25 protein-coding genes are annotated in these 25,980 nt (G+C 64.5%); 15 read left to right on the top strand and 10 right to left on the bottom strand.

The features are described from left to right. Nucleotides 1-2: 2 nt before the first annotated feature. Genes AC1DRE_RS07685 through AC1DRE_RS07665 form a run of 5 tightly spaced genes read right to left on the bottom strand, consistent with a single transcriptional unit; the run spans nt 3 to nt 5,333 of the window. A complete protein-coding gene (locus AC1DRE_RS07685) occupies nt 3-1,169 on the bottom strand; it encodes a Gfo/Idh/MocA family protein (RefSeq protein ID WP_476984068.1) in 1,167 nt (388 codons plus the stop codon). Further along, nucleotides 1,166-2,014 carry a sugar phosphate isomerase/epimerase family protein gene (locus AC1DRE_RS07680; protein WP_476984067.1) on the bottom strand — a complete coding sequence of 283 codons (849 nt, stop codon included), beginning with the start codon at nt 2,012-2,014 and terminating at the stop codon, nt 1,166-1,168. Before AC1DRE_RS07680 ends, AC1DRE_RS07685 begins: the two co-directional genes overlap by 4 nt. Before the next feature lie 2 nt (nt 2,015-2,016). Continuing rightward, entirely contained in the window at nt 2,017-2,940 is a 924-nt protein-coding gene (locus tag AC1DRE_RS07675) for a carbohydrate ABC transporter permease (protein WP_476984066.1), read from the bottom strand. Then, on the bottom strand, nt 2,937-3,965 hold the full coding sequence (locus AC1DRE_RS07670) for a carbohydrate ABC transporter permease (RefSeq protein ID WP_476984065.1): 1,029 nt from the start codon (nt 3,963-3,965) through the stop codon (nt 2,937-2,939). Before AC1DRE_RS07670 ends, AC1DRE_RS07675 begins: the two co-directional genes overlap by 4 nt. A gap of 6 nt (nt 3,966-3,971) precedes the next feature. Then, complete coding sequence (locus tag AC1DRE_RS07665; RefSeq protein ID WP_476984064.1) at nt 3,972-5,333, bottom strand: ABC transporter substrate-binding protein; 1,362 nt, start codon at nt 5,331-5,333, stop codon at nt 3,972-3,974. A gap of 214 nt (nt 5,334-5,547) precedes the next feature. Here AC1DRE_RS07665 and AC1DRE_RS07660 point away from each other — a divergent pair, with 214 nt between their 5' ends. Continuing rightward, on the top strand, nt 5,548-6,612 hold the full coding sequence (locus AC1DRE_RS07660) for a LacI family DNA-binding transcriptional regulator (RefSeq protein WP_476984063.1): 1,065 nt from the start codon (nt 5,548-5,550) through the stop codon (nt 6,610-6,612). A 64-nt stretch (nt 6,613-6,676) separates the two neighbouring features. Then, nucleotides 6,677-7,531 carry an ammonia-dependent NAD(+) synthetase gene (gene nadE / locus AC1DRE_RS07655; protein ID WP_476984062.1) on the top strand — a complete coding sequence of 285 codons (855 nt, stop codon included), beginning with the start codon at nt 6,677-6,679 and terminating at the stop codon, nt 7,529-7,531. A 164-nt stretch (nt 7,532-7,695) separates the two neighbouring features. Here nadE and AC1DRE_RS07650 read toward each other — a convergent pair whose 3' ends face one another. Beyond that, nucleotides 7,696-8,652: a plastocyanin/azurin family copper-binding protein gene (locus AC1DRE_RS07650; protein ID WP_476984061.1), complete on the bottom strand. Its 957-nt coding sequence runs from the start codon at nt 8,650-8,652 to the stop codon at nt 7,696-7,698. 305 nt (nt 8,653-8,957) lie between these two features. Beyond that, the gene (locus AC1DRE_RS07645; RefSeq protein ID WP_476984060.1) at nt 8,958-9,743 is read right to left on the bottom strand and encodes an IclR family transcriptional regulator; all 786 of its coding nucleotides are present in this window, start codon (nt 9,741-9,743) and stop codon (nt 8,958-8,960) included. 200 nt (nt 9,744-9,943) lie between these two features. On the opposite strand from AC1DRE_RS07645, the gene AC1DRE_RS07640 reads away from it, so the two are divergent. The 3 genes from AC1DRE_RS07640 to AC1DRE_RS07630 all read left to right on the top strand — a co-directional run bounded on the left by AC1DRE_RS07640 (nt 9,944) and on the right by AC1DRE_RS07630 (nt 12,636). Next, complete coding sequence (locus AC1DRE_RS07640; protein ID WP_476984059.1) at nt 9,944-10,663, top strand: CoA transferase subunit A; 720 nt, start codon at nt 9,944-9,946, stop codon at nt 10,661-10,663. 72 nt (nt 10,664-10,735) lie between these two features. Further along, a complete protein-coding gene (locus AC1DRE_RS07635; protein WP_476984058.1) occupies nt 10,736-11,455 on the top strand; it encodes a CoA transferase subunit B in 720 nt (239 codons plus the stop codon). Then, nucleotides 11,452-12,636, top strand: coding sequence for an acetyl-CoA acetyltransferase (locus tag AC1DRE_RS07630; protein ID WP_476984057.1), 1,185 nt, complete (start codon nt 11,452-11,454; stop codon nt 12,634-12,636). Before AC1DRE_RS07635 ends, AC1DRE_RS07630 begins: the two co-directional genes overlap by 4 nt. A 156-nt stretch (nt 12,637-12,792) precedes the next feature. Here the strand turns inward: AC1DRE_RS07630 and AC1DRE_RS07625 are convergent, their stop codons facing one another. Beyond that, nucleotides 12,793-13,368, bottom strand: coding sequence for a GlcG/HbpS family heme-binding protein (locus AC1DRE_RS07625; protein WP_476984155.1), 576 nt, complete (start codon nt 13,366-13,368; stop codon nt 12,793-12,795). A gap of 219 nt (nt 13,369-13,587) precedes the next feature. Here AC1DRE_RS07625 and AC1DRE_RS07620 point away from each other — a divergent pair, with 219 nt between their 5' ends. The 7 genes from AC1DRE_RS07620 (at nt 13,588) to AC1DRE_RS07590 (ending at nt 21,416) form a co-directional block, all read left to right on the top strand. Further along, nucleotides 13,588-14,808, top strand: coding sequence for a sensor histidine kinase (locus AC1DRE_RS07620; protein ID WP_476984056.1), 1,221 nt, complete (start codon nt 13,588-13,590; stop codon nt 14,806-14,808). Beyond that, complete coding sequence (locus tag AC1DRE_RS07615) at nt 14,805-15,431, top strand: response regulator (protein ID WP_476984055.1); 627 nt, start codon at nt 14,805-14,807, stop codon at nt 15,429-15,431. The genes AC1DRE_RS07620 and AC1DRE_RS07615 overlap by 4 nt, the downstream gene beginning before the upstream one ends. 66 nt (nt 15,432-15,497) lie before the next feature. Continuing rightward, nucleotides 15,498-16,553 (top strand): zinc-dependent alcohol dehydrogenase family protein, encoded by a 1,056-nt coding sequence (locus tag AC1DRE_RS07610; protein ID WP_476984054.1) that lies wholly within the window; start codon nt 15,498-15,500, stop codon nt 16,551-16,553. A 150-nt stretch (nt 16,554-16,703) separates the two neighbouring features. After that, nucleotides 16,704-17,855, top strand: a complete 1,152-nt coding sequence (locus AC1DRE_RS07605; protein WP_476984053.1) for a GGDEF domain-containing protein — start codon at nt 16,704-16,706, stop codon at nt 17,853-17,855. Nucleotides 17,856-17,993: 138 nt separating this feature from the next. Next, nucleotides 17,994-18,311, top strand: coding sequence for a hypothetical protein (locus tag AC1DRE_RS07600; RefSeq protein ID WP_476984052.1), 318 nt, complete (start codon nt 17,994-17,996; stop codon nt 18,309-18,311). A gap of 9 nt (nt 18,312-18,320) precedes the next feature. Further along, nucleotides 18,321-21,017 carry a PEP/pyruvate-binding domain-containing protein gene (locus AC1DRE_RS07595; protein ID WP_476984051.1) on the top strand — a complete coding sequence of 899 codons (2,697 nt, stop codon included), beginning with the start codon at nt 18,321-18,323 and terminating at the stop codon, nt 21,015-21,017. Between the two features lie 195 nt (nt 21,018-21,212). Continuing rightward, entirely contained in the window at nt 21,213-21,416 is a 204-nt protein-coding gene (locus tag AC1DRE_RS07590; RefSeq protein ID WP_013599688.1) for a cold-shock protein, read from the top strand. A gap of 126 nt (nt 21,417-21,542) precedes the next feature. On the opposite strand, the gene AC1DRE_RS07585 is transcribed toward AC1DRE_RS07590, so the two are convergent. Further along, nucleotides 21,543-22,136 carry a recombinase family protein gene (locus tag AC1DRE_RS07585; protein ID WP_476984050.1) on the bottom strand — a complete coding sequence of 198 codons (594 nt, stop codon included), beginning with the start codon at nt 22,134-22,136 and terminating at the stop codon, nt 21,543-21,545. Between the two features lie 520 nt (nt 22,137-22,656). Continuing rightward, on the bottom strand, nt 22,657-23,082 hold the full coding sequence (locus AC1DRE_RS07580) for a hypothetical protein (protein ID WP_476984049.1): 426 nt from the start codon (nt 23,080-23,082) through the stop codon (nt 22,657-22,659). A gap of 181 nt (nt 23,083-23,263) precedes the next feature. Between AC1DRE_RS07580 and AC1DRE_RS07575 the strand changes: the two genes are divergently transcribed. The 3 genes from AC1DRE_RS07575 to AC1DRE_RS07565 all read left to right on the top strand — a co-directional run bounded on the left by AC1DRE_RS07575 (nt 23,264) and on the right by AC1DRE_RS07565 (nt 25,627). Further along, nucleotides 23,264-23,620 carry a DUF2750 domain-containing protein gene (locus tag AC1DRE_RS07575; protein WP_476984048.1) on the top strand — a complete coding sequence of 119 codons (357 nt, stop codon included), beginning with the start codon at nt 23,264-23,266 and terminating at the stop codon, nt 23,618-23,620. Nucleotides 23,621-24,516: 896 nt separating this feature from the next. Then, entirely contained in the window at nt 24,517-24,789 is a 273-nt protein-coding gene (locus tag AC1DRE_RS07570) for a DNA gyrase subunit A (protein WP_476984047.1), read from the top strand. Nucleotides 24,790-25,105: 316 nt separating this feature from the next. Beyond that, nucleotides 25,106-25,627, top strand: a complete 522-nt coding sequence (locus AC1DRE_RS07565) for a DUF4265 domain-containing protein (RefSeq protein ID WP_476984046.1) — start codon at nt 25,106-25,108, stop codon at nt 25,625-25,627. The last annotated feature ends 353 nt before the right edge of the window (nt 25,628-25,980 follow it).

The raw sequence follows: 25,980 nt of genomic DNA, 5'->3' as shown, positions 1-25,980 counted from the left end.
CTTCAGGCGCTTTCTGTCGAAGTGGATCCTGTACGGACTTCAAGGTCGTTGTACTTTCCTGCCAGGACGTCCTCGAACAGGACCGCCTGGTTAAGGGTGGCCGACACGTAGACGGCGCGGACGGTGGCCAGGGCGTTGACTGCATCGCTAACGGTCACGCCAGGCTGGCGGCCCTCGGCGATGGCCCCCAAGATGTCGCGGTACTGGCGGACATGGCCGGCCGGGTACACCGTGGGATCCTTGGCCTCGTAGTCCTCTGCCGGGTACTTGGCAAGTTCCTCCTGTGCCTGGTTGCCTCCGCCCTGGAGCCCCATGTCCGCGGACGCGTCGCCGATGTCCTTGGCGTGGAAATACTGCAACTGGTCGTTGTCCACCACCGCGGAGCCTTCCGAGCCCATGAGCTGGACCCGCACCGTCAGCCCCGGGTAGGCGGCCGTCGTGGCATGCAGGACGGCCAGGCCGCCGTTTTCGAATGTCACGGTGGCAACGGCGGTGTCTTCCACCTCGATCCGCTCGTGTGCCAGGCGGGCCGTGTGGGCGTGGATCTCCACCGGCCGGCCCATGAACCACAGGAGCAGGTCCACTGTGTGGACACCCTGGTTCATGAGGGCTCCGCCGCCGTCCATCGACCAGGTGCCGCGCCAGTCCCCGGAATCGTAGTAGCCCTGCCCCCGCCACCACGCCACGGAGGCGATAGCGGAGGTTAGCCGGCCAAAGCGGCCCTTGGCCACGGCATCCGCAACGGCAACGCTCGCCTGGTCAAAACGGTGCTGGCTGATCACGGAGGCGACGACGCCGCGGCTGGCGGCTTCGTTTGCTGCCGCCTCGATCTCCTGGGCACGGCTCAGATCGACGTCAAGCGGCTTTTCGATGACCACGTGCTTACCGGCCGCCAGGACTTCAAGCCCCTGCTGGATGTGCAGTCCACTGGGAGTGGCCAGAGCCACCAGATCAATTTCTTTGGCGGCCAGCGCCAAACTGATGGTAGCGAAGACGGAGGGCCTCGGCCGCCCACTCGCCTCGATGAAGTCGGCAAGGGACTCGGCCGCGTCCGGGATGGCGTCAACCAGCGCCTCAATGCTGGTCCCGGGGAATTCCTGCAGGGCAACTGCGTGGGTGCGGCCGATGACGCCGCATCCCGTGATTGCTACCTTCAATGTCTCATTCATACTGTCTGGACTCCTGCTTCTGCTGTGACTTTTGCAAACGCCCGGGCGGCAATCCCGAATGCCGTGGGGCCGGAAAATCCGCCGAGTCCGTGCGCGCCGGCAAGGTGGGGTTCAAGGGAAGCGAAGCCAGTGAAGCCGTCGGCCTTGAGCGCCTCCACGGTGCGCAGCACGTCGCCGTCGCCTTCCCCTGCCGGAACCACATGCCCGTTGGCAAAAAGAGCGTCCTTGACCTGCAGGTACTCCAGGTGAGGGCGGAGCTTCCCGTATGCTTCGTCGAACGGCTTTACGCCCACCTGCACGAAGTTGGCCGCGTCCCAGGCCACTTTCAGCGCCGGCGAGTTCACGGATTCGATGATGTCCAGCACACGGTCCGGAACGTCGCCGAAAATGTCCTTCTCGTTCTCGTGCAGCAGAACCACGCCTTCTTCCTCAGCGACGGCAGCCAGCGCGCTCATCCGTTCCATTACGGCGTCACGGATGCTGTCCACGGGCACTGACTCGCCGTAGTAGAAGGAGAAAATGCGGATGTACTTCGCGCCAAGGACTTTGGCTGCGTTGGCGGCACGGCGCAGGCGTTCCACCTCGTGTTCCACCGGAAGGCTGACGTCGACCTTCCCGATCGGGGAGGCGATGGCCGAAACCTTCATGTCCTTCGCCGTCAGCAGCTCGGCGAAGGTGCGGAGCTGGTCGTCGGAGAGGTCCACGATGTTGGTGCCCCAAGCGCTGCGCACCTCAATGTGGTTGGCGCCGAGCGCCTGGAGCACGGCGATCTGGACGGCGGGGTCGTCGTCGATCTCATCCCCGAAGCCTGACAGCGGCCACGAAACCTGGGTGGTTGAAACCATGGTTACTTAACTCCTCCGGCGGTCAGCCCGCCAACTAGATAACGCTGGAAAATCAGGTAAAGAATCACCACGGGGGCTGCGCAGACCAGGGCCGCGGCCATCATCTGGCCGTAGTACGGGATAGCGCCACCTTCCTGGGACGCGCCGAAAATCTGCAGTGCAACGGCCGCGGTCTGGCTTTCGGGACGGGTCATGACGGACGCGAACAGGACATCGTTCCAGCCAAGCAGAAAGGCGAAGATGCCCGAAACGACAATGCCGGGCCAGCTCAAGGGGAGAACGATCCTGAACAGGACGCCCACGTTGCTGGCGCCGTCGATGCGTGCCGCTTCCTCCAGTTCACGCGGAAGCCCGCGTAAGTAGGTGACCATGACCCACGTGGAGAAAGGCATGGCGAACGTCAGGTACGTGACGAACAATCCCCATTGGGTACCGATTACCTGGATGCCCAGATACGTGGCTGCCGAAGAAAACAGCACGAAGACCGGGAGCACCATGAGCGTTCCGGGCACGGACTGCAGTGCAAGGAGTCCCCGCAGGATGGTGAGTCGGCCGCGGAAGCTGTAGCGGACCAGCACAAACGCGGTTGACACTGACAGGGCTGCCGAGACGACCGCCGTGGCGCCGGCAACCAGGACGCTGTTGGCAAGGCCAGTGGCCAGTCCCACGCTGGTCCAGATCTTCGAATAGTTCTCGAAGGTGACCGTGGAGGGCCAGAACTCACCGTTGGCGACCCCAATGTCCGAATTTACCGATGCCAGGAAAATGTACAGCACAGGGATGAGGACGAGTGCGCCCAGGAACACCAGAATGATGGCAAGGAGTGGACGTGGAAGCAGCCGCGTGACTTCGTGCTGCCGGGCGGAGCCCGGACGGGGAACCGAGGCCTCGGCGGCGCGGAGCCTACTCGCTACGGAGGTGCTCATTTCTTTCCTCCAGGTGTTTCGGCGTCGTCAAGCTTGACGGCACGCAGGTAAACGAAAAGCGGAATGGCGATCAGCACCAGTGAGATAAATGCCATTGCTGCGCTGAGGCCGAAGCGGAAGCTCTGGAAGCTGGTGACGTAGGTCAGGATGGGCAGAACCTCGACGTCGGACGGCGCCGGGACGCCGAAAAGGACGAAGGGGAGCGTGAAGTTGTTGATGTGGTGCAGCATTCCGATCAGGAATGCGAGCGAGAGCGGACCCTTCAGGTAGGGGAAAATTACGTAGCGCAGTTTGTTCCACCAGAGCGCTCCGTCAAGGGCCGAAGCCTCATGGACCTCATGATCCACCGCCTGAAGCCCCGAAAGTGCCAGGAGGTAGATGAACGGCCAGGATGCCCAGATCTGCACCAGGACGAGCGTCCAGAAAGTCTGCGGCCCGTTAAGCCACAGTCCGGTTTCGATGCCCACCGTGCCGAGTGCCTTGTCGATGATGCCGTCCGGCTGGAACATGGTGCGCCACACGGTGGCGACCACGAACGAGGGAAGCACATAAGGGATGAGGAAGATGGACCTCACCACGGCCCGTCCTTTGAACGCGTTCTGGGTGGCAACGGCGGCAGCAATGCCCAGCGGCAGGGTCACCACCATGGCGAGCAGCGAATAGCTGACACTCAGCCAGACGGAGTGGAGCAGGGGCGATGTGGTTATTGCCTCGACAAAGTTTTCCACTCCAATGAACGGAGAACTTATCCATCGGCGCAGTGTGTACTGATCCAGATTGAGGGCGGACATGTAGATGCCCAGTACCAGGGGTAGAACGATGATGATGAGCATCAGCGCGCCGCCAGGGATGAGCATCCAGAGCGGACGGTCGCGCTCGCTCAGTCCCTTTCGGCGACCTGTTGGCCGGTTTACGGGTGGCTCCCCTGCTGATGGCGGTTCCGTGACGGCGGACGTTTTCCGGGAGGTCCTGCTTGCGGCGGACTCCGCTGCAAGCAGGACTTCGTTTGAAGCGTCAGTAGACATTAGTACTTATCCTTTTGAAGCGCGGTCGAGGGACGCCTGACCCTTCGTCTGCGCCTCCTTGATCCTTGTTTCAAGGGCGGAGTCGTCGATGCTTCCCTTGGACAGTTCCGGAATCGACTGCACGGTCACGTTCAGAAGCCCGAGCTGGATATCGCCCCAGGCCCCGGTGAAAGGGGTGGCCTTGGACTTGGCTGCGGCATCGGCGATCGGCTTGAGCTTAGGATCAGTGAGGCTGGCCAGTGCTTCGGCGTTCGCCGGAAGGTCGCCGAAAGTCTTCTGGTAGTTGAGCTGCTCATCCTTGGAAGTAATGAGCTTGATGTAGGCGAACGCCAGGTCCTTCTGCTGCGAGTAGTCAGCGACGACAAGGTTGTCTCCGGAGAGGATACTCGCGGCACTTCCGCCGTCACTCTTCGGGCCTGATTCGCCGGGTGCGGTGGTGGGCATCAGCGCGTATTCGTACTTGCCGGCCACGGCCGACTTGTCCAGCGTCGGGATGGAACTCGAGGTTGTCATCATCAAGTAGCCTGCTTTTCCGCTGGCAAAGGAGGCAACGGCATTGCTGTTGCTCCAGCCGACAGAGGCGGGGTCCACGACTTTGTCCTTGGTCAGCCAGCCGAAGTAGGTTTCGTACGCCTTCTTCACGGTGGGATCATCCATCTTGAGGTTCTTGCCATCCACCAGGGGGTTGCCGGCCTGGACGGACATGGCCCAGATGAACTTCCAGGGGTCGTAGGCGTCTTTGTACCCGGTGGCGATGCCGTAGGTGCCGTCCTTGGTCATTTTCTTGGCCTGCTCTGCGAGCTCGTCCCATGTGGTGGCAGGCTTCTCGATGCCCGCAGCAGCAAGAACTTCCTTGTTGTAGGCCATCACGAAGGGGCGGCTGACGAACGGGATGCCCGCTTGGTGCTGCTCGTCCGGACCCGAGATACCCAGCGCTGCCTTGTTGAACCGGTCCTTGCCGCCAACCTTTTTCCAGTCGTCGTCAGAGAGGGTCACGAAGGCCTTGGTGGCAACTGCGGTGGGAGTGAACGTTGTCCCAAGCCCGTAGATGTCCGGGCCTTGACCCGATACTACGGAGGTCTGGATGCGCGTGAGCTCATCGTTGGCCGAGGCAAAGGTTTCAAACTTCACGTCGGCCCCGGTCTCCGCCTTGAACTTGGCCGCAATGTCGCTCTGCCACTTTTTCTGCTGTTCCGGGTACTGGCTCAGGACGCCGACCAGGACGTTCAGCGTCTTGCCCGTGCCGTCGACCTTCCCGTCTGCGTTTGTTGAACCACCGGTGGTTCCTGAGCCCGCGCCGCAGCCGGTCATTGCCAAGGCCGCGGCCGTAACGATTGCCGCAAGCCCGGAAGACGATCTAAACCTCATTGTTTTCTCCTCTAGGACACCCACATGGCCACAACGTCATGTGGCGCACATCACTGCAGGCGATTCGGAACCCAGTCTAGGGATGGGGCAACGTTGCGGCAAGCGATTGCCAAAAGTTGCCAAAGGTGTTGAGATGATAGCCACAGGCACTGCACCAAGCCCGCCGCGCACACTGCCCGGGGGCGATGCGTCGGCCCCATGAAAGGACTTATCCATGAGCTCTGCGGTGGTGGATGCAGGGGAGAACGGGTCGGCGGACCGCAGGCCCCCCGCCGAAAGAATGCCAACAATCAAGGACGTAGCTGAGCTGGCCGGAGTGGCCACCTCCACGGTTTCGCGCGCATTGTCCAAGCCGGACCGCGTAAACCGGCACACCCGGGAACGGATCGAAGAGGCCGCAGCCCGGCTTAACTACGTGCCCAGCTCGCAGGCGAGGGGACTCAGTTCGGGTCGCACCGACACCGTAGCGGTCCTGGTGCCGGACATCACCAACCCCTTCTATTTCGACATCATCCGGGGGACGCAGCACCAGCTCAAGGCCGCCGGTCTCACTCAGCTCCTGGTAGACACTGAAGAGTCCAGCGAGATGGAGCTTGAGGCACTTCACAAAATGCGGCGGTCAGCGGACGGATTTATCCTGGCGGCATCGCGCCTGACGGACGCGCAGCTTGCCGAGGTGTCCGGTTCGCAGCCGCTGGTTACCATCAATCGCGCGTCAGCGAACGCGCCCACCGTGGTGATCGATACGCCGTCCGCCATGATCCAGGCATTGGAACACCTCGTATCCCTCGGCCATCACCGGGTCTGCTACGTGAGCGGCCCGCCGACGTCGTGGTCCAACTTGCGGCGCTGGAAAATCTTCGAGGAGGACTCCGCCCAAAGAGGACTCGAAACGCACAGGATCGGCCCCTTCACGCCGAAAACCACGTCCGGAGCGGCAGCCGCTGACGCCGCCGTGCGCACCGGGGCCACGGCATGCATCGTCTTCAATGACCTGCTGGCCATTGGCATGCTCCAGCGATTGCGCGAGCGGGGCATCCGGGTGCCTGAGGACATGAGCATCGTCGGCTGTGACGACATTTTCGGCGCTGATTTCTGCAATCCTCCTCTGACAACGATCTCCTCGCCGATCGAGCAGGCCGGACGCGTGGCTGTATCCATGCTTCTGTCGCAGTTGAATCCGCTCCACGGCGGAACCACCAGACGGCTTGCCGTGATGCCCACCCACTTGACCGTCCGCGGCTCTACCGGGCCGGCGCCTGAGCCTGGCGCGCGGTAGTGCCCGGCCGGATTGAGGCGGACACAGTTGAGCATGGTTGACACTGCTGACTAGTCTGGATCACATGCGCGAACTCCAGGCCAGCATCATTGAAGAAATGGGCGTCCAGCCCCGGATCGACCCCGCCGGGGAGGTGCGCAAACGCGTCACGTTCCTGAAGGAATACCTCAAGGCAACGCACACTAAGGGCTTCGTCCTGGGCATCTCCGGAGGCCTTGATTCCTCGCTCGCGGGCCGGCTTGCCCAGCTTGCCGTCGAAGAGCTGACCGCGGAAGGGACGGAAGCCAATTTCGTGGCGGTCCGCCTGCCCTACGGCGTGCAGCACGATGAGGACGACGCCCAGGCCGCCCTCGACTTCATCCAGGCCAAGACGGAGTGGACCTTCAACATCTCCGCCGCAGTGGACGGCTTCGAGGAAGAGTTCGAGAAGACCGTGGGCAACGGGATCTCCGACTTCCACAAGGGCAACACCAAGGCCCGCACCCGCATGATCGCGCAGTACGCCCTCGCCGGCGAGCACAACTACTTGGTCATCGGAACCGACCACGGCGCCGAGTCAGTCACGGGCTTCTTTACCAAGTACGGCGACGGCGGCGCGGACATCCTGCCGCTGTTCGGGCTGAACAAGCGCCAGAACCGGGCACTCCTCGCCGAGCTCGGCGCCCCCGCTCGGATCTGGGAGAAGGTCCCCACGGCCGATCTCCTTGACGGCAAGCCCGGCCGCACGGACGAAGACGAGCTGGGCATCAGTTACGACCAGATCGACGACTACCTCGAAGGACGCGAAGTCCCGGACGCCGTTGCCGAATCGATCGAGCAGAAATACCTCCGCACCCGCCACAAGCGCACGGTCCCGGTCACCATCTTCGACACCTGGTGGAGGGGCCAGGGCCCGGAGGAGCCCCGGGTCGGGCTGTAGCCCTGTAGCCCTGTAGGCCTGCAGGCCTAACCGGGGCACTTTGAGCCTTGGTTGGCCCGTTTCGGCCCGAAATAACGGCGTGTCCGTGTCAAAGTGCCCCACGGCGGCCGGGCCTGACCACCTCCCGGCCGCCGGATTCATTCACTAGCGTCCGCCGGTCCCGGTCAGTCCCGGACTTCCACTGTGCCCTTCATCCCCATGAAGTCGTGGAGGGCACAGATGTAATCGAACTCCCCGGCCTTGTTGAACTTCACGGTGAAGGTGCTCTTCGGCAGCATCAGGCCGGAACTGAGGTCACCGCCGGTGAAGTCGGCAGGATCGCCCACGGATGCAAACTCGTCGGCCGGTTCCTCGCCGAAGGTGACGGTGTGCGGGGCTCCCATGCCGTCATTTACGAAGGTCACTTCGTCGCCAACATGGACCACGATGTGGGAGCGGACGAACCGCATCAGCATGGCCGTCTCATTGTCGGTGCCTGCGATGACGGTATGGTCATCGGCTTTGGCCCGCGCTGCGTCCCACTGCTCGTAGCCGTCGCGCAGGATCCTCCGCTCCTGTTTGTTCGACTGACGGTCGTACTGCGACTGGGTGTAGGGGTAGTCAGTGCCGGCATCCCGCACGTGAACGGTCCCCTTCATGGCCATGCCATGAACCAGGCAGTAGTACGTGAACTCGCCCGTGTCCGGGAATTTCAGCGTGTAGCGTCCCACTTCATTGAAGCCGCTGTCTGACACGTTCGTCATGACACCTGAGTTGTAGTACGACTTTCCGTCGTAGGACTTGCCCCCCTGCGCTTCAACGTACTGGGGATTGCTTGGGTTGAACGGCTGCGTGGACTCCAGCGACTGGCCTTCGGCAAGGAACGTCACGGTATGGATTTCTGCCGCGTTCGCTTTCCAGGTGATCTTGTCGCCCGCATTGATGTAGATATTTTCCGGGAGGAAGGACATCCCCTGGATCGCCTGGTCCGATGACTCGGAACCGACCTGGACAGTCCAGGTCCTGGGTGATTTCCCGCCGTCCGCGGCGGCGGTGCCACTGAGTGCCACCGGCATCAGCAGCGAGATTAACGCCGCCAGGAGCGCGCGCACCATTCGGCGGTTTTCTTTTTGGAGAGCCATAAGACTCATTCCTTCTGTGTGTTTCCCTGTGTTGTTGTTGACGGCCGGGAGACCGGTCCGACGGTTCCGGCATTGCCAATCACGACGTCGGCCCGGCAGACGCCAGCCACGTTTCTCCTCCCCCGGGGCTACCCAGGCTTAGGCGGGAAAGAAGTCAATATGAGCCGACGCGCCCGGTATGAGGCGTGGCGCGCCTGCGGTGAACTTCCGAAGAATTACAGGCTCGCAGCTGCCGCATTGGACACTGCCGATACAGTCCAATCGTGCTCCGGGGCAACGGATTTGTCGATACTCGCCGCTCAACGTCAGGCGCCGCCCGGCGACCGTGTCAGCAGCGTGGAGATCCGGTGCGCTTCCTCCATCAGGAGACGGCCCAGGGTCTCCTGCCGTTCGCCCCGGAACCGCGGCTCGATCCCGGTCAGCGACAACGCCCAGGCGGGGCGCCCGCGCTGGTCGAATACCGCTGCGCCCATCCCCCAGCTGCCCTCCAGCACGAGCCCCGGATTCACCGAGTAACCGGCCTGCCGGGTCTTGGCCAGGCTTTCCCGGACCAATGCCTCCGTGTGGCCTGCCGCAAAACTGCCCGCATGCTTGGGCCAGTCCGCCAGAAGCTCCTCCTGCTCCGCTTCGGGAAGGAACGCCATGATCGCGGTTCCGGCGGACGCTACCCCCAGCGGGAACCGGACGCCTTCGTGCAACACAAAGGAGCGCACCGGGAAGCTGCCTTCCTCGCGGAGCAGGCACACTGTTTCCGTCCCCCGGCGGATGGAGAAGAACGCGCTTTCGCCGGTCTCTTCGGCGAGTCGGCGGAGGCTGGGCCGGGCGATGTCTTCGAGCGGGAAGCGGGCTGAGGCCACGGACCCCATCAGCAGGATCTCCGGACCCAGGACCCAGTTCCCGCTCTGCGGTTCCTGGTCCAGCAGCCCCTCCGAAGCCAGTGAGGAAAGCAGCCGGTGCACTGTGGGGCGGGTGAGCCCGGATTCCCTGACGAGTTCCACAAGCGGGGAACCTTCCGGCTTCCGTCCGACAATGCGCAGCAGGGACGCGACGCGGCTGACGACTTGTGCGCCCTGGACCGGTAATGAAGACATCTTTTTTCCTCGGAATTTACGTAGATCCACCTAAATCATCCATATTATGGACACTCGCCAGTCTACCGTCCACACTGTAAAAATGCCGTCTTTTGGACCAAAATCAACCATTGACAGTGCCTATTTCGGAACCGTAGGCTCCAGCAACAGAGGAACAGTCCACAACGTGGATTGCGTCAAGAGCTCAACGAGGAGATCCAATGTCAAAGCTGAAATCCGGAGCGGCCGCGGCCCTGCAGGACATACTGCGGGACGGCATGACGCTCGCCGTCGGAGGCTTTGGCCTCAGCGGCATCCCGGCTGACCTGATCGAGGCGGTCCGCGATTCCGGCGTCAAAGACCTCACCGTGGTGTCCAACAACATGGGCGTGGACGGCAAGGGCCTCGGCATCCTGATCGAAGCCGGACAGGTCCGCAAAGTCATTGCCTCCTATGTGGGCGAGAACAAGCTCTTCGCCGAGCAGTACCTTGCCGGCAAGCTGGAGGTGGAGTTCACCCCGCAGGGCACCCTCGCCGAGCGCCTCCGTGCCGGCGGCGCCGGCATCCCGGCGTTCTACACCAAGACCGGCGTCGGGACCCTTGTTGCCGAAGGTAAGCCGCTCGCCGAGTTCGACGGCGAGACGTACGTCCAGGAACGCGCCATCAAAGCCGATGTCGCGCTGGTGCACGCGCACACGGCCGATACCGACGGCAACCTGATCTACCGTTACACCGCCCAGAACTTCAACCCGGTGGTGGCCACGGCAGGCGCCGTAACCATCGCCGAAGCGGAAGTCATCGTGGAACCGGGCACGCTGGACCCCAACCACATCATCACCCCCGGCGTCTTCGTCCAGCGCCTGGTGCACGCCCGCGCCCGGGTCAAGGACATCGAACAGCGCACGGTCCGCTCCCGCGCCAACGAGCCTGTCCCCGCCTGACGCCCGCAGCCCGGCGCCACAGCGCGAACGAACACTTAAGCCCCCAAGACTTCAAGACCCAAGGAGAACCCCATGGCCTGGACCAGGGATGAAATGGCTGCCATCGCGGCCGAAGAACTGCACGACGGCGATTACGTCAACCTCGGCATCGGCATCCCCACGCTGGTGGCCAACAACCTGCCCGACGGCGTCCGCGTCGTCCTGCAAAGCGAGAACGGCCTGCTCGGCATGGGCCCCTTCCCCTACGAGGGCGAGGAGGACGCGGACCTCATCAACGCCGGCAAGCAGACCGTCACCGTCCTTCCCGGCGGCAGCATCTTCGACTCCGCCACGTCCTTCGGCATGATCCGCGGCGGCCACGTCAAGGTCGCGATCCTGGGCGCCATGCAGGTCTCCGGCAGCGGCGACCTCGCCAACTGGACCATCCCCGGAAAGATGGTCAAAGGCATGGGCGGCGCCATGGACCTCGTCGCCGGAACCCCGCGCGTGGTGGTCCTCACCGAACACAATGCCAAGGACGGCACCGCCAAGATCGTGAAGGAATGCACCCTCCCGCTCACCGGCCTGAGCTGCGTGGACCGGATCATCAGCGACCTCGCGGTCTTCGACCTCGAAAACGCGGACGACGGCGGCCGGCAGCTCACGCTGACCCGCCTCGCCCCGGGCGTCAGTGTTGAGGAGATCCGCGGGAAGACCGAGGCCGCCTTCGACGTCGCCCCCTCCCTCGATTCACCCCCAACCATTGAAGCCCGCACCATTGAAGCCAGCACCCTTGAAGGAGCCACAGCATGAGCCTCAAAGACCAGTTCGGCAAGGATGTCCTGCTCACCGGCTGGGGCCACAGCCGCTTCGGCAAACTTACGGACGAGACCCTGGAGTCCCTGATCGTCCAGGTCGCCACGGAGGCGATTGGCAACGCCGGCATCGAGCCGGGCCAGATCGACGAAATCTACCTCGGCCAGTTCAACTCCGGCATGATGCCGCTGGCCTTCCCGTCCTCACTGGCCCTGCAGGTCTCGGAGCAACTGGCCAACGTCCCGTCCACCCGCGTGGAGAACGCCTGCGCATCCGGCTCGGCCGCGTTCCAGCAGGGCACCAAGTCGCTGCTGGCCGGAACCGCGAAGACCGTCCTTGTGATCGGGGCCGAGAAGATGACCCAAGCAGGCGCCGACGTCGTCGGGGCCGCCCTGCTGGGCGCGGACTACGACATGGCCGGCAAAGCCTCCACCACCGGCTTCACCGGCCTGTTCGCCGAGGTCGCCAAGCACTACGAGAAGCGCTATGGACCGGTCTCGGATGTCCTGGGCACCATCGCCGCGAAGAACCACCGCAACGGCGTGGACAACCCCTACGCCCAGCTCCGCAAGGACCTCGGAGAGGAGTTCTGCCGCACCGTCTCGGACAAAAACCCGATGGTCGCCGACCCGCTGCGCCGCACCGACTGCTCCCCCGTGTCCGACGGCGCAGCCGCAGTCGTGCTTTCCGTCTCGCCCACCGGCGGGGCCACCGCCCCCGTCCGGCTCGCAGGCATCGGCCACGCGAATGATTTCTTCCCGGCCGAACGGCGGGACCCCACCGCCTTCGCCGCTACCCGCGTGTCCTGGCAGCGCGCGCTGGGGATGGCCGGCGTCGGGCTTGAAGACCTGGACTTCGCCGAAGTCCACGACTGCTTCACCATTGCCGAGCTGCTCATGTACGAGGCCATGGGACTGACCGAGCCGGGCCAGGGATCCCGCGCCATCGAGGAAGGCTGGGTGTTCAAGGACGGCAAGCTGCCAGTCAACGTCTCCGGCGGGCTCAAGGCCAAGGGCCACCCCGTGGGTGCCACCGGCGTCTCCCAGCACGTCATCGCGGCCATGCAGCTCACCGGCACCGCGGGCGGCATGCAGCTCGCCAGCCCCCGACGCGCCGCCGTGCAGAATATGGGCGGCGTGGGCATCGCCAACTACGTGAGCGTCCTCGAGGCCGTCTAGCCCCACTCAAGTAGGTAGCAGCAGATGTCGTTCTGAACCCTCAAAACGACATCTGCTGCTACCCAGTTGGGCTAGACCACGACGCCGGCTGCGGCGATGAAGGCCGCCAAAGCTGCCGTGCCCGACGCCATGTCCTGAACCGCCGCAGCCCGCAGCCTATTTTGCAGTTCCGGCAGCAATGGCCTCAGCGCCGGCGGCTGCGCACGCTTCATCCAGGGCACCATCCGGGGCGCCGCCCACGCCGATGCCCGCCACGGAGACCCCGTTGACCTTGAGCGGGACCCCGCCAGCCAGGAAGAGTGTGCCGGGGAGGTCCGCGATGCTGGGCCCGTTGCCGTTGATGCGCTTGGCAAGCTCGCTGGTGGGTGTGCCGAACGCGGCAGCCGTGTAGGCCTTCTGCTGCGCCGCTTCAATGGTGTGCTCGGCAGCGTTGTCGCCGCGGAGGAGTGCCTGAACGGTTCCGAACCTGTCCACCAGGGCCACTGTGACGAACGGCAGCTTGTCCGCCTGGCACTTGGCGAGGGCCGCCTTGACCGCGTCCGCGGAGGCACCGACGCTGATCCGGTTCTGGGCCACCACGGTTGCCGGGGCCGGCTGGACATCGGCCGCCGGAACGGCTGCGGGTGCCGCTGCCGGTGCAGGGGCGGCAGCTGGGGTACCGGCGTTGGCTGCGGCGGTCAGCCCGCCGGTCAGGAGCAGTGCTCCGGCGGCGGCGGCGATCTTCTTGGACATCTTCACGGGTTCTCCTTGGACTTGAACTTCTGGGGCTTCCCGGAATCACATACCGGGCCTGGAATCCATCCTTTCCGCCCAGGCGGGGCAAGGCATCGGGCGTTGGTCTGTTCCGGCCTCCCCCATCAGGCTCGGCGTATCAGCCAAAAGGCTGAGAGACCAGCAACGGCGGGGGCCCTAGCATTGTGGGTAGCACTCCTCCACCGGAACCGGACCCCCATGCCCTCCTCACCATCAGCCCTCCCGGCGGCGCCGGTCCCCTCGCAAGCCTCCGAGCCCCTCCCCCACCACGGCGCTCCCGGAAGAGGCCCGCTGGGCCGCATCGACGCCGTCGTCCATCTTGGTTTTGCCGTGCTGCTGGTGGCCTCAGCGGTCCGCTACGTCATGCGGCACAGCCCGGCGGACAACCTGTGGGTGCTGGCCCTCGCCGCGGCAGTGTGTTCGCTCTATGCCGTGATCGCCGTGCTCTCCCAGCGCAGGCGGCCGTGGGCGGTGTGGATGTTCGTCCTGGTGGCGCTCTGGGCGGTGCTGGTGATCGCGGCGCCCAGCTTCGCATGGTGCTCGTTCGCGCTGTTCTTCCTGTGCCGGACCGCCTTCAGCGGCTGGGTGGCGTATTTGGCGGGCGGCGCGACGGCGGCGGCCACCGCCGTCGGGCTGTTCCGGCTCAGCGGCGGCAGCGATATTGCCATGCTTCTGGGGCCGCTGGCCGTGGGCGTTATGCTGACGCTGATCTACGATCGCATCGAGCAGGACGCCGCTGAGCAGCGCAGGCTGCACGCCGAGGTGTCGCTGGCCCAGGGCCGGCTGGCGGCCAGCGAGCGCAGGGCGGGCACCATCGAGGAGCGCGAACGGGTGTCCCGGGAAATCCACGACACCGTTACGCAGGGCCTGGCCAGCAGCCTGCTTCTCCTGGAAGCCGCGAACAGGTCCTGGCCCAGCCCGGCCGCGCGCGAGGACGTCCTCAACGCCAGCGGTATGCTGCGCCGGAACCTCGCGGACACGCGCAGCCTGGTCCACGAGCTCGCCTCCCCCGGGCTGGACACGGCACCGCTGCCGGATGCCCTGCTGCAGGCTGCCTCGCAGTATGTCCCGGGCGTGCGCCTGCTGGTCACCGGCGAGCCGCGCCCTGTCCCGGCGGATGTCCGGCACGCGCTGCTCCGGGTGGTCCAGAGCGCCGCCGCGAACACCAAGCTCCATGCCGGCGCGGCGAACGCCACGGTGACGCTGGGGTTCCTGGCCGGTGCCGTCACTCTGGATGTGTACGACGACGGCGGCGGCTTCGATCCGCTGTCGCTGGCACCGCCGTCGGACGCCGGAGGCTACGGACTCCGCGCCATGCGGCAGCGGGTGGAGCAGCTGGGCGGCGTATTCTCGGTGGAAAGCACCCCCGGCGAAGGGACGATCGTGGCCGCGCAACTGCCCACCGGGGAGGATCAGTGAACCCGATTACCGTGCTGCTGGTGGACGACCATCTGGTGGTCCGCAGCGGGCTCAAGGCCCTGCTGGGAACGCAGCCCGACATTCAGGTGGTGGCCGAGGCCGCCTCCGGCGAGGAGGCACTGGTCCAAACGGAGCAGCTCAGCCCCGCGGTGGTGGTGATGGACCTCGCCATGGGCGCCGGGATGGACGGCATCGAGGCCATCAAGCAGCTGCGACGCCGCGACGGCAGGCAGGCCGTGCTGGTGTTCACCACCTACGATTCGGACGCGGACATCGTCCGGGCCGTCGACGCCGGCGCCATGGGCTACCTGCTCAAGGACGCCGCGCCGGAGGAGATCTTCGCTGCCATCCGGGGAGCCGTCCAGGGCAAGAGCGTGATGAGCGCCCCCGTGGCTTCGCGGCTCTTCCAGCAACTGCGGAACCCGGACGAGATCCTGACTCCGCGCGAGGCGGAGCTGCTGAGCCTGCTGATCGAAGGGCTCAGCAACCGGGAGCTCGGCCAGCGGCTATTCATCTCCGAGGCCACGGTAAAGACACACCTGGCCCATATTTACGCCAAGCTCGGGGTGGAGACCCGGGCCGCCGCGATCGCCACCGCCATCCGCCGCGAGGGGATGCGCTAGCGGATCCTTCTGGAACGGAGGTCTAGACTCGACCCTAGCCCCGCCCCCCTGACTTGAGGAGCCCGCATGCGCGCCACCATCATCCACGGCCCTGGAGACATCCGGGTCGAAGACCGCGACTACCCCACCATCCAGCTGCCCACGGACGTTGTGGTGAAAGTGACCGCATCCTGCGTCTGCGGCTCGGACCTGTGGCCGTACCGGGGCGTCAGGCCCACGAAGAAGCCGACGGCCATCGGCCACGAATTCGTAGGCGTGGTGGAAAGCGTCGGCGCGGACGTGACAGCGCTCGCTGCGGGCGATTTCGTCATTGCACCGTTCGTCATCAGCTGCGGGGAATGCCCGCAGTGCCGCAACGGCGTCACCGTTGCCTGCGACCACCTGGCCGGCTGGGGCGGCCGCGACGATACCGGCCACCGGATCGACGGCGGCCAGGGCCAGGCCGTCCGGGTTCCTCTTGCCGAGAGCACCCTGGTCAAGGTGCCGGGAGTCACCGGGCCGGACGCTGGGCTCACCGCCAACCTGCTGACGCTCTCCGATGTCATGGCCACCGGCCACCACGCGGCGCTGTCCGCGAAAGTCGGGCCCGGGCGGACGGTGGTAGTGGTGGGCGACGGCGCCGTCGGGCTTTGCGGTGTCCTCGCGGCCAAGCGGCTCGGGGCAGAGCGGATCATCGCCATGTCCCGCCACGCGGACCGGCAGGCGCTGGCCCGCGAGTTCGGCGCCACGGACATCGTGGAGGAACGGGGCAACGACGGCGTGGCCAAGGTCCGCGAATTGCTGGGCGGTGTGCTGGCCGATTCGGTGCTGGAATGCGTGGGCACGAAGGAGTCCATGGAGCAGGCCCTGCACTGTGTCCGCCCGGGCGGCGCGCTTGGCTTTGTGGGCGTCCCCACCGGAGGGGCCGAGGTTCCGCTGCGCTACCTGTTTGACTCCAACGTCTCCATCGCCGGCGGCATGGCTCCCGCACGCACGTACATCCCCGAACTGCTGGCGGACGTGCTGGCCGGAACCATCAACCCGGGCCGGGTGTTTGACTCCGTGATGCCGCTGGAGGAAGCTGCCGAGGCCTACAAAGCCATGGACGAACGGCGTGCCATCAAGGTGCTGCTCACGCCCTGACCCGGCCGGCTGACCGCAGGGCTCAAGCAGGGCTTAACAGACTGCAACGGCAGTCCCCTGCGAGCGCTTCGGGTGCGATACTAAGTCTGCGTACGAATTGGGTGCGCGCACGGTCCGGGTCTTCGCTTGGTGGCGAACTGGGGGAACTGAATGCAGCTCGACACCTCAACCCTCAGGGTTGCCTTCGGCGTTGTCGCGTTCACCCTTGCCCTCCTGTTCTACTTCGCGGCCTACCGGAGCACGCGGTCCCCCTACAGTGCGTGGTGGTGCCTCGCCCTGACGCTCTTCCTCGCTGGGTCCGCCGCCTTTCTCTTCAACGGGACAGCGCATCAGGTGTGGGCCAACCCGCTGGGAAACTGCCTGCTGATCGCCGGTGCAACCTGCGTGTGGGCAGGTGCCCGGTCGCTGCGGGCACCGAGGCCCCGTTCCTGGCAGCTGGCGGCAGGTCCCGCTGTTGTGACCGTGTCATCAGCCCTGGAGAACCCAGCCGTCAACGTCTGGTCCGGAGGGGCCGTGTTCCTGGCACTCATGAGCCTCATGCTGGGCCTGGCGTCCCGCGAACTCTGGCGGCTGGAGCCGGGCTACTCCCGGGTCCGGATTCCGCTCGCCATCGCGGCCGGGTTCTTCTCCGCCTACTACTTCTGCCGGCTGGTGGTGTACGTCGGCGAAGGACCGGACGGCCCTGTTTTCGTTGCCTACTTCGGCTCCGCGGTCACCACGCTGGTCACCATGGTGCTGCTGGTGGTGGTGTCCTTCAGCATGGCTGCGCTCAGCAGCGAACAGCAGACCCGCGCCCTCCGCGCTGTGGCCACGCAGGACGGCCTCACCGGGCTGCTCAACCGTTCGGCCTTCATGGAACTGGCCTCCGATGAGCTGCAGCGGCTGCGGCGCAAGCAGGCACTGGGCTGCTTGATCCTGGCCGACATTGACCACTTCAAGGCGGTGAACGATACCTACGGCCACGCGGCCGGTGATGTGGCCCTGCAGTCGTTCGCCGCCGCCTGCAATGACACGGTCCGCTCAACAGACCTGGTGGGACGCTATGGCGGCGAGGAGTTCATCTTCCTCCTGCCCGGTGTAAGCCCGGACCGGGCAGAGGCCATCACTGCGGCGATCAACCGGCAGCTCAGGTCGGTCCGCGGACCGGGCGGTTTCCGCATGCCCACGGCGAGTTACGGCATTGCGCCGATAGACCATGGAACGGCCGGGCTGGACGAGCTGATCGCGACGGCGGACGGCGCCCTGTATCAAGCCAAGTCGCTGGGCCGCAACCGCACCGTCCGGGGAGTCCACACCCCGTAGTCGGCCGGGTAGTCGGCCGGGCTCCCACCAGGACAGCGCCACGGCACCGGCAAAGTAGGGCATTTCTCCCCTTTGCGCCGCCCTGCGGCGGGGGCTAGCGTGAAGCGCGTCAGCATCCACCGCCGTCGAGGAGCCGTCATGGCCGGGTTTGTGCAGATCATCGAATTCAAGACCTCCCGCATCAAGGAGATTGAAGAGCTGGGCCGTCCGTCAAGGACCGAGGGAAGTACCCCGCCAACGTTCCGCCGCATTGTCGCGACGGCGGACAGGGACCACCCGGGGACCTATTTCACCATCGTCGACTTCGATTCCTTTGACTCTGCGATGGAGAATTCCGGCCGCCCGGAAACGTCGGAGTTCGCGGCCAAGATGGCGGAGCTGTGCGACGGACCCGTGATCTTCCGCAACCTGGATGTCATGTGGGAGGACACCGGCGAGGGCGCCGACAACGGCTAGGAGCGGGACATGGGTTCTGTAACCCTTGGTCCGCAGTCGGGCAGCGGGGCCGGGGACAGCCTCGTTGCGGGGCTCAGCGAGCTTGCCTCCGGGTCGTTGGCGCTGGTGGGCGGCAAGGCGCTGAACCTTGGCAAACTCACGGCGGCAGGCTTTCCTGTTCCGCCCGGCTTCTGCCTGACCACGGCTGCCTACCGGATGGCCGTCCCCGCGGCACTCGGCGGCGTGGCCTCCCGCCTGGACGGCGCTCCGGACTCAACGGGCGACGGCGCGGCCGACGTCCGGGACGAGCTGGCGCGGCGCGCCCGCGAGGCGGTGGCGGCGGCACCGGTGCCGCCCGACGTCGAGGCCGCCGTCCGCCGGGCGTACGCGGCCATGGGCGACGACGTGGCAGTGGCGGTACGGTCATCGGCCACCGCGGAGGACCTGCCCTTCGCCAGCTTCGCGGGGCAGCAGGATTCGTTCATGGATATCGTCGGAGCCGACGCCGTCGTCCAGGCAGTGCGGCGCTGCTGGGCTTCCCTCTGGACGGACCGGGCGGTGGCCTACCGCACGGCGAACGGGATCAGCCATCGCGAGGTGGGTCTCGCCGTCGTGGTTCAACAGATGGTCGACGCCGGCACGTCCGGCGTGCTGTTCACCGCCAACCCGGTGACCGGGACGCGCACGGAGACTGTCATTGATGCCAGCCCGGGACCGGGGCAGGCCGTGGTCTCCGGCGCGGTGAATCCCGACCACTTCGTTGTGCACTCGGCCACTGCTCGGATCTTGAAGGGGCCGCAGGGCACCGGGACCAGTTTGGACCCGGCCCAGGTGCGCGAACTGACTTCACTCGGTGATGCCACCCAGCGGCTGTTTGGTGCACCCCAGGACGTGGAATGGGTGATCGACGCCGGCGGCAAGGCCTGGCTGACCCAGTCGCGGCCCATCACCACGCTGTATCCGCTGCCGGAGGACGAATCACCGGGCCCCGACGGTGCGGACCGCACAGCGGGCGGGGACACACGCGTCTACCTGTGCGGCACGCTGCTCCAGGGACTTACCCGCCCGCTCACGCCGATGGGCCTCTCCGTGCTGGGCCTCATGCGGAACAGCAAGGGGCCCTGGAAATACGTGTACCCGGGGTTGCGGATGTACGTGGACCTGACTCCTATCGTCCGTAGCAAATCCGGCCGCAAGGCGCTGTTGAGGTTGCTGCCGCTGGCTGACGGGAGGTCGGCCGCGGTCTTCCCCTCGCTGCTGGAGGACCCGCGGTTCAGCATTGTCCGGCCGGCTCGGAGGAAGCCGGGCCGGAAGCGCACGCAGCGCCGCGCCGGGACAGCCGCGCAGGGCACTGAGGGAACCCAGAGCCTGGGCCTGATGGCGGGGCTCCTTCCGGCCATGGTCAGGACACTGCTGTGGCCGGACGTGGAACTGCGCCGGGCGCGGCGCTACCAGGACCGGCTCGAAGCCCAGCTGGCGCTCCCCCTGCCTGCGACCCCGGCGCGGCGGCTGCAGCACGCGGAGGACGTCCTGGGAAGCACGGTCAATGGGATCATCCAGGCAACCATGCCCGCTCCGTCCGCGGGATACCTCATGCTGGCCGCGGCCCGCAGGCTGTTGCGCGGTATTGCCAAACCGCGCGAGCTTGAGGCGGTCCTGCGGGGGCTTCCCCACAACGTGACCACCATTATGGACCTGGAACTGTGGCAGCTGGCGGTGTCGTTTGGCCGGGACCCGGAGGCCCGCAGGGTGTTCACGGAGCTGGGGCCGGATGAGCTTGCGGCGCTCTACAAGGCGGCCACTTTGCCGGGCGTTGCGCAGGCCGGGCTGCGGAAGTTCCTGTCCAAGTACGGCCACCGTGCTGTGGCGGAGATCGACCTGGGGATGCCGCGGTGGGCCGAGGAACCGGACCACCTGCTGGGGATGATCTCGAACTATCTCCGGGTCGAGGATGCGGAGCAGGCCCCGGACCGCCAGTTTGCCCGCGCCGCCGATCATGCGGAAGCGCGGGTCAGCGAGCTCGTGGAACGGGCGGCGGCCAGGAGCCGGCTGCGGGGGCGGCTGGTGGCGCTGTGCCTGCGCCGGGCACGGCAGCTGTCCGGACTGCGGGAACTGCCCAAGTACTACATCGTGATGGCGCTGGCGGAGATGCACCGGCAGCTCCTGGCCGTTGGAGGGGAGCTGACGAGGGCCGGCACCCTCGCTGCGGCCGGCGATGTGTTCTTCCTGGACTTCGAGGAGCTGAGGGTGGGCCTTCGCGGTGCGAACCTGAAGGGAATCGTCGCCCCGCGCCGCCGGCTGTACGACATCGAACTCCGGCGACGGCGGATTCCGCGCCTGCTGCTCTCGGACGGCACCGACGTGGAGGCCGCCGTCATGGCGAAGGCCGCCGCGCTGGCCCCGTCAGACGCGGCGGACCGGCTGGCGGGGACGCCGGCATCGGCCGGCACGGTCACCGGGAAAGTCCGTGTGGTTATGGATCCGGTGGGTGCCCGCCTGGAACCCGGGGAAATTCTTGTGGCCCCGTCGACTGATCCCGGCTGGACGCCGCTTTTTATGACGGCCGGCGCCCTGGTGATGGAGATGGGCGGAGTCATTTCCCACGGTGCGGTGGTGGCACGCGAATACGGCATCCCCGCCGTCGTCGGCGTTCCCGACGCCACCGCGAGGCTGCGCGACGGGCAGACGGTGACGGTGGACGGGGCAGCCGGAACCGTCACGTGGTGAGGGTTTTGCCCGGTGGTTTACGGTTCGTGGGGGAAAATTATTGGCTCGAAAGCCAGACTTATAGTGCCGTAAGAGGACTTATACCCTTGCAAGCAGCGCCGCCGCCCCGTACGTTGGGGACAGCGGGGGACGTTCTCCGCACCGCGGGCCACTGTGCCTGCGGAGAGAATCAGAGTCACATGAAGGAATGCAGCCATGGCAACAGGCACAGTTAAATGGTTCAACGCCGAAAAGGGTTTTGGCTTCATTGCCCCCGACGACGGGTCCGCTGACGTTTTCGCCCACTATTCGGCAATCGCCAGCAGCGGATACCGCTCACTGGATGAAAACCAGAAGGTCGAATTCGATGTGACCCAGGGCCCCAAGGGCCCGCAGGCAGAGAACATCCGCCCTCTCTAAAGGCTTAGGGTAAGGCTCCGGCGCCTAGCCGGACCGCCCTGTACCAACTACGGCCCCTCCGAACCGAACGGTTTGGAGGGGCCGTTGTTGTTGCGTGCTGGCATTGGCTACTGCGTAGGCGCCACCTCACCGGGGCAGGCCCGGCTTGCGCCGTGCGCGTTGGACGGCCCGGTACACCGTGGATCTGGCTACTGAAAAAAGTTCTGCGAGTTCGCCTGTGGTGTGCTCGCCTGCGTCGTGCAGTTTGACCAAGTGCGCCTCCTGCGCGGGAGACAGCTTCGGTTTCTTCCCGCGCAGCCGGCCCTTGGCTTTTGCGATCTTCATGCCCTCGCGGGTTCGGGCGCGGATCAGGTCGCTCTCGAATTCCGCCACCATAGCCAGCACGTTGAACAGCAGTTTTCCGATGGGGTCGGTGGGATCGTGCACCGAGCCGCCGATGCTGAGTTTCACATTGCGCTGGGCAAGCTCGTCGACGATTTCATGGGCGTCCCGGACTGACCTGGCCAGGCGGTCCAGCTTGGTTACAACAAACGTATCGCCATCCCGGCACGCCGCCATCGCTTCCCGAAGGCCCGGCCGGTTTCGGTCAGTGCCGGTCAGTCCGTGGTCCACGTAGATCCGATCCGGAGTGATCCCCAAGGCTGACAGTGCGTCGCGCTGCGCCGTGAGGTCCTGCTGCTCCGTGGACACACGCGCGTAGCCGACCAGCAAAGCGGTCATGCGCAAAAGTCTGCCACGCGACTCTTAGGTGGGCCAGATATGTTACCGTCACCGGGCATTTCACCGGACGGGTCTTACGGTGGTGGCTGACGCGCACGGACACGTTTATGCAGGTGGGTGGTGGGTTCGTCCGGAAGAGGACCGGCTTACGGGACTCGTCTAGCGGGCGGGGGTGCGAGAAATGTTTCGTTGTGTTTCGTGGGGTCATGGGTGCGGACGAGTGCCCGGAAAGGTACCTCGGCCTGCGAACGCTCAATGCGGAGGCCGGGCCGACCTTCAGAGGCCTCATGTCATCGCCCCGCAACAAGGCCATACGCGCAAAATCCGAGGCCGAGGAGAATCCATAAAAACGCGAGCACGTGAATCTGCGCCTTTCCACGTTGCGTCCACCATGCGATGTCGACCTCCGCAACCCACGACCGGATAATCGCTGCTCGCCTCGCCACGAACCCGGCAGTCATCCACACAAACAGGCCAGATCCAAGAAGGAATAAGCCGAATAGCAATGCCGGACTCATCTTTAGGCCTTCCGTTCCCGATTCTTCCAGCCGGGCCTGGGAACCAGTCCCGACGGAAATTCGTACGTGGAGGTCTTCACGGTGGATCCATCGAGCAAAGACACTTCGACGTGAACGCGTCCAGGGCCCTGAACCTCTTTGGAATTCCCAGTACAAACTGCCCGCACGACGTCCTTGACGAACGTCACGTCCTCATCGGTCCAACCCAGCTCCCACCGGGCGCGCCCGTCACCGTACGACAGCAATAATTGAACCTCACCAAGGCAGGCCAAACTCATTGGTGTCCCCGCTTCATCCGTTGGATGGAAATCAGCCTGCGCAAAAGGGTACGAGCGCCCGCCGGGTCCGTCGTCACTGACGATGATCGCCACTTCATGCAAGGAAGATCGAAGATCCTTCAGCAGCGCGTCCCACTTTTCAGCGACCATATGCGGACAATACTGATAAGAGCCCGGCTGCACCAGCACCGGCCCGATCAGGATAGCGTTCCTCTGAACCGCTCATTCCTGACCTTCTCGGGGCCAATCTCCAAAACAATCATTTCTTGGCCCGGCTAAGGTTCCCCACGGGATCCTCGTACGGGACAACGCCTTCTGGCACGATGTGGTCATGAGCATCAGTGCTGCGCAGGCAAGCGCGTTTTATGACGAAGTCCTCGGAGGCGGGATGGTTTGGACCGTTCACGACAAGAACGGATATCCGGCACCTGTTGGGGAAGATGGGCAACGAAGCATGCCTTTCTGGTCGTTGATGACCCGTGCCGAAAAGATCGTGTCCTCGGTGGCTGCCTACAAGGACTTCCAGATCGTCTCAATTCCCCTGGACGAATGGCGCTCAAAGTGGCTCCCAGGCCTCGAACAAGACGGGATCCTGGTAGGGGTTAATTGGTCCGGATCCCGCGCCACTGGGTTCGACGTGGCACCCTCCGCCGTATTGGACTCCTTGTCAGTTCGGGAATCCCTGTAATTGGCTTCGCATCGGTTGCCCGTTCCGTAAGACGTTCGGCCGGTGGAAGTTCCTTCGCGAGTAGGTCAATGCTGATGCACATAAACGACTTACACCTTCAGCGACGCATTAGCAGGGGGCAGAACATGTGCTCGGCGTCTGGGGAGAACCCCACCGGATCGGATTCATGGCCACTTCAACAAACCTCGACCAAGAGCTCCCCCCTCTATTTACGCCGCCTCATGATCACGAACGCGCTGATTCCCAGAATCACTAACATGACGGCGGAAAAACCACGACGAACAGGGGGTCAAGTCCCACTCCTCCACAGCTGGGAGCAAAATTCTTCACATGTACTCCTGCCTCTTGTGGTGTGCGGCTAGTCATCGTCTGAGCGCTCAGGGAAGCGGTCGGGATGCTTAGGGTCTCTGCCGCGTTCGCGCCAGTACTCATCGCGTTGCCACAATGAAAACCGAGTCGCCCAGATGATGAATATGATCGTGCCAACGGCAAGAACTGCCACCTTGCCCCAAACCCACGGCTCGGACTCAATGGGTAGGAAGTTCAGAATAATCATTGCCAAGGCCAAGGCTAACCCATAGTAGGTGAGGCGGCGGAGCCTGCGCCTCAGCTCAGGGCTTGCGCTGACCGGAGGCTTGCCCGTCGTCGGCTTTCGTGGGGATCGCTCTGGCATGAGTGTACTGAACCACAAGCGAAAGCATTCCGATAGGGCCCATACCAGCTGATCCCCGGCCCCGCGTAGATGCCCGGTAAAGGTCGCAATCGCTCTGCGCAACCAATTCCTGGCAACAACTAGCCTCACTCGTCGCATGACCAATATTCGTCCCGGTCAAGGTTGGCTCAGATCCCCACCTGGGCACATGCCCCAATGACTTCCGTCGTGCAAGAATCGCCGCATGGATGAGGATGAGCGGCAGACGAGGGAACAATTGATGATCCACGAGGCCCTGGTGCAAGCGATGGATCGGCGCGACGAGGTCTTTCATGAGATTGAGGATTCGGAGGACATGGACGAAGCAATCCGTCGCGTGGGTCAGCTGTTGGGCGTGGGAGAACTGGGCAGCCGGTTTGTCCTCGACCTGCAGGCCAGAAGATTCACCCGAGACCAGCGTCAGGCCATCGCTTCCTATGCAGAAGAACTTAGATCAAAGTTGCGTGATGGCCGCTGAACTGGTCGCGCGCGATCGACGACCGGTCAGATGCCCGGTAAAGGTCGCTATCGCTCTGCGCGACCAATTCCTGGCAACCATTAGCCCCAGCCGTTGAATGACCAAATTTCGTCCCGGTCAGGGTTCCTCGAACAGCTAGTCAAAAACGGTAAATATCAATAGTCCTGTGCCAATCAGGGCCGTAGCGACGGGTTGAATCCGTTCTGGCTTTCACGCCACGTTGCGGCCGAACGAACCCGGAGAAACTTGGTGACATGCGCCGAAAACTCAACTGGGTATCTCAGAGATGGACAGCCCGATTGGCTAGTCTGAGGTCGTGAATGACTATAGGGAGCACCCAAGCGTCGTTGCTCATTGGAGCGACAACCAGCTCAAGCCCTTGAACGAGGCCCGCGCTGCAGACACCACTGTGTGGTTTCCCCTGCCGGAGGAGAATAACGGTGACCGAATCTGGGAAGGCATCAACGGTCGTACCGAGCCGGGCGGGGAAGTGACTCTTTTGGGAGTACCCGCATACGTCTACGATCTGAATTTCGGCGACGCGGTCAACGTCGTTCGATCCCAGGAAGGTCCCTTAGTGGCAACCGGGATCCTGCTGGACGGTGGCAACTTCACCTTTAGGGCACTGCTAACGGATCCGCATGAACCGGACAACCGATGGCGCACCATTGCCGAGGAATTCGCCCGGATGGGCTGCCTGGTGGATGCCATCTCGGAACGATTCATCGCGCTCTCCTGCGCTCCGGGCTTAGCACAGCGGGTGGCCGACAGGCTGCAGGATCTCAACGCCGACGGAACCCTTGACTACGAGACGGGACGGACGATGCTCGGCACCTGATCTGGGCTGGCCGACCAGATTTCCGCCCGGTAAGGGTCGCTATCCTCTGAGCGACCGATTCTTGGCAACAACTGGTTCCCCACGTCGGATGACCATTTTTCCGCCCGGTCAGGGTTCCCCTTACGGACAGCCGAACGTCCAACTTGCCTCGAAACTTAGGGCTTCGGGGCATGTCGGTGCATTTGTAAATAGGAGTACCGAGCGAAAGGGGACTTTGTGCATAGGAGTACCGAACAGCTAGTGGTCACAAGCCCTCTGCACAAACCCTGAAATTCGGGGGAACTTTGTGCAGAATGTCAGAAGTCCTCTGCACAAGTGTCATGGGGCGTGGGAGAAGACGTTAGTGCTGTCCT

The organism is Arthrobacter sp. P4_H3, assembly GCF_056400885.1.
This window is presented reverse-complemented; position numbering and strand designations above follow the sequence as displayed.

Bases quoted from the DNA above. Each gene is read 5' to 3' on its own strand.
- AC1DRE_RS07685 (WP_476984068.1), bottom strand. From the start codon at position 1,169: ATGAATGAGACATTGAAGGTAGCAATCACGGGATGCGGCGTCATCGGC.
- AC1DRE_RS07680 (WP_476984067.1), bottom strand. From the start codon at position 2,014: ATGGTTTCAACCACCCAGGTTTCGTGGCCGCTGTCAGGCTTCGGGGAT.
- AC1DRE_RS07675 (WP_476984066.1), bottom strand. From the start codon at position 2,940: ATGAGCACCTCCGTAGCGAGTAGGCTCCGCGCCGCCGAGGCCTCGGTT.
- AC1DRE_RS07670 (WP_476984065.1), bottom strand. From the start codon at position 3,965: ATGTCTACTGACGCTTCAAACGAAGTCCTGCTTGCAGCGGAGTCCGCC.
- AC1DRE_RS07665 (WP_476984064.1), bottom strand. From the start codon at position 5,333: ATGAGGTTTAGATCGTCTTCCGGGCTTGCGGCAATCGTTACGGCCGCG.
- AC1DRE_RS07660 (WP_476984063.1), top strand. From the start codon at position 5,548: ATGAGCTCTGCGGTGGTGGATGCAGGGGAGAACGGGTCGGCGGACCGC.
- nadE (WP_476984062.1), top strand. From the start codon at position 6,677: ATGCGCGAACTCCAGGCCAGCATCATTGAAGAAATGGGCGTCCAGCCC.
- AC1DRE_RS07650 (WP_476984061.1), bottom strand. From the start codon at position 8,652: ATGGCTCTCCAAAAAGAAAACCGCCGAATGGTGCGCGCGCTCCTGGCG.
- AC1DRE_RS07645 (WP_476984060.1), bottom strand. From the start codon at position 9,743: ATGTCTTCATTACCGGTCCAGGGCGCACAAGTCGTCAGCCGCGTCGCG.
- AC1DRE_RS07640 (WP_476984059.1), top strand. From the start codon at position 9,944: ATGTCAAAGCTGAAATCCGGAGCGGCCGCGGCCCTGCAGGACATACTG.
- AC1DRE_RS07635 (WP_476984058.1), top strand. From the start codon at position 10,736: ATGGCCTGGACCAGGGATGAAATGGCTGCCATCGCGGCCGAAGAACTG.
- AC1DRE_RS07630 (WP_476984057.1), top strand. From the start codon at position 11,452: ATGAGCCTCAAAGACCAGTTCGGCAAGGATGTCCTGCTCACCGGCTGG.
- AC1DRE_RS07625 (WP_476984155.1), bottom strand. From the start codon at position 13,368: ATGTCCAAGAAGATCGCCGCCGCCGCCGGAGCACTGCTCCTGACCGGC.
- AC1DRE_RS07620 (WP_476984056.1), top strand. From the start codon at position 13,588: ATGCCCTCCTCACCATCAGCCCTCCCGGCGGCGCCGGTCCCCTCGCAA.
- AC1DRE_RS07610 (WP_476984054.1), top strand. From the start codon at position 15,498: ATGCGCGCCACCATCATCCACGGCCCTGGAGACATCCGGGTCGAAGAC.
- AC1DRE_RS07605 (WP_476984053.1), top strand. From the start codon at position 16,704: ATGCAGCTCGACACCTCAACCCTCAGGGTTGCCTTCGGCGTTGTCGCG.
- AC1DRE_RS07600 (WP_476984052.1), top strand. From the start codon at position 17,994: ATGGCCGGGTTTGTGCAGATCATCGAATTCAAGACCTCCCGCATCAAG.
- AC1DRE_RS07595 (WP_476984051.1), top strand. From the start codon at position 18,321: ATGGGTTCTGTAACCCTTGGTCCGCAGTCGGGCAGCGGGGCCGGGGAC.
- AC1DRE_RS07590 (WP_013599688.1), top strand. From the start codon at position 21,213: ATGGCAACAGGCACAGTTAAATGGTTCAACGCCGAAAAGGGTTTTGGC.
- AC1DRE_RS07585 (WP_476984050.1), bottom strand. From the start codon at position 22,136: ATGACCGCTTTGCTGGTCGGCTACGCGCGTGTGTCCACGGAGCAGCAG.
- AC1DRE_RS07580 (WP_476984049.1), bottom strand. From the start codon at position 23,082: ATGGTCGCTGAAAAGTGGGACGCGCTGCTGAAGGATCTTCGATCTTCC.
- AC1DRE_RS07575 (WP_476984048.1), top strand. From the start codon at position 23,264: ATGAGCATCAGTGCTGCGCAGGCAAGCGCGTTTTATGACGAAGTCCTC.
- AC1DRE_RS07570 (WP_476984047.1), top strand. From the start codon at position 24,517: ATGGATGAGGATGAGCGGCAGACGAGGGAACAATTGATGATCCACGAG.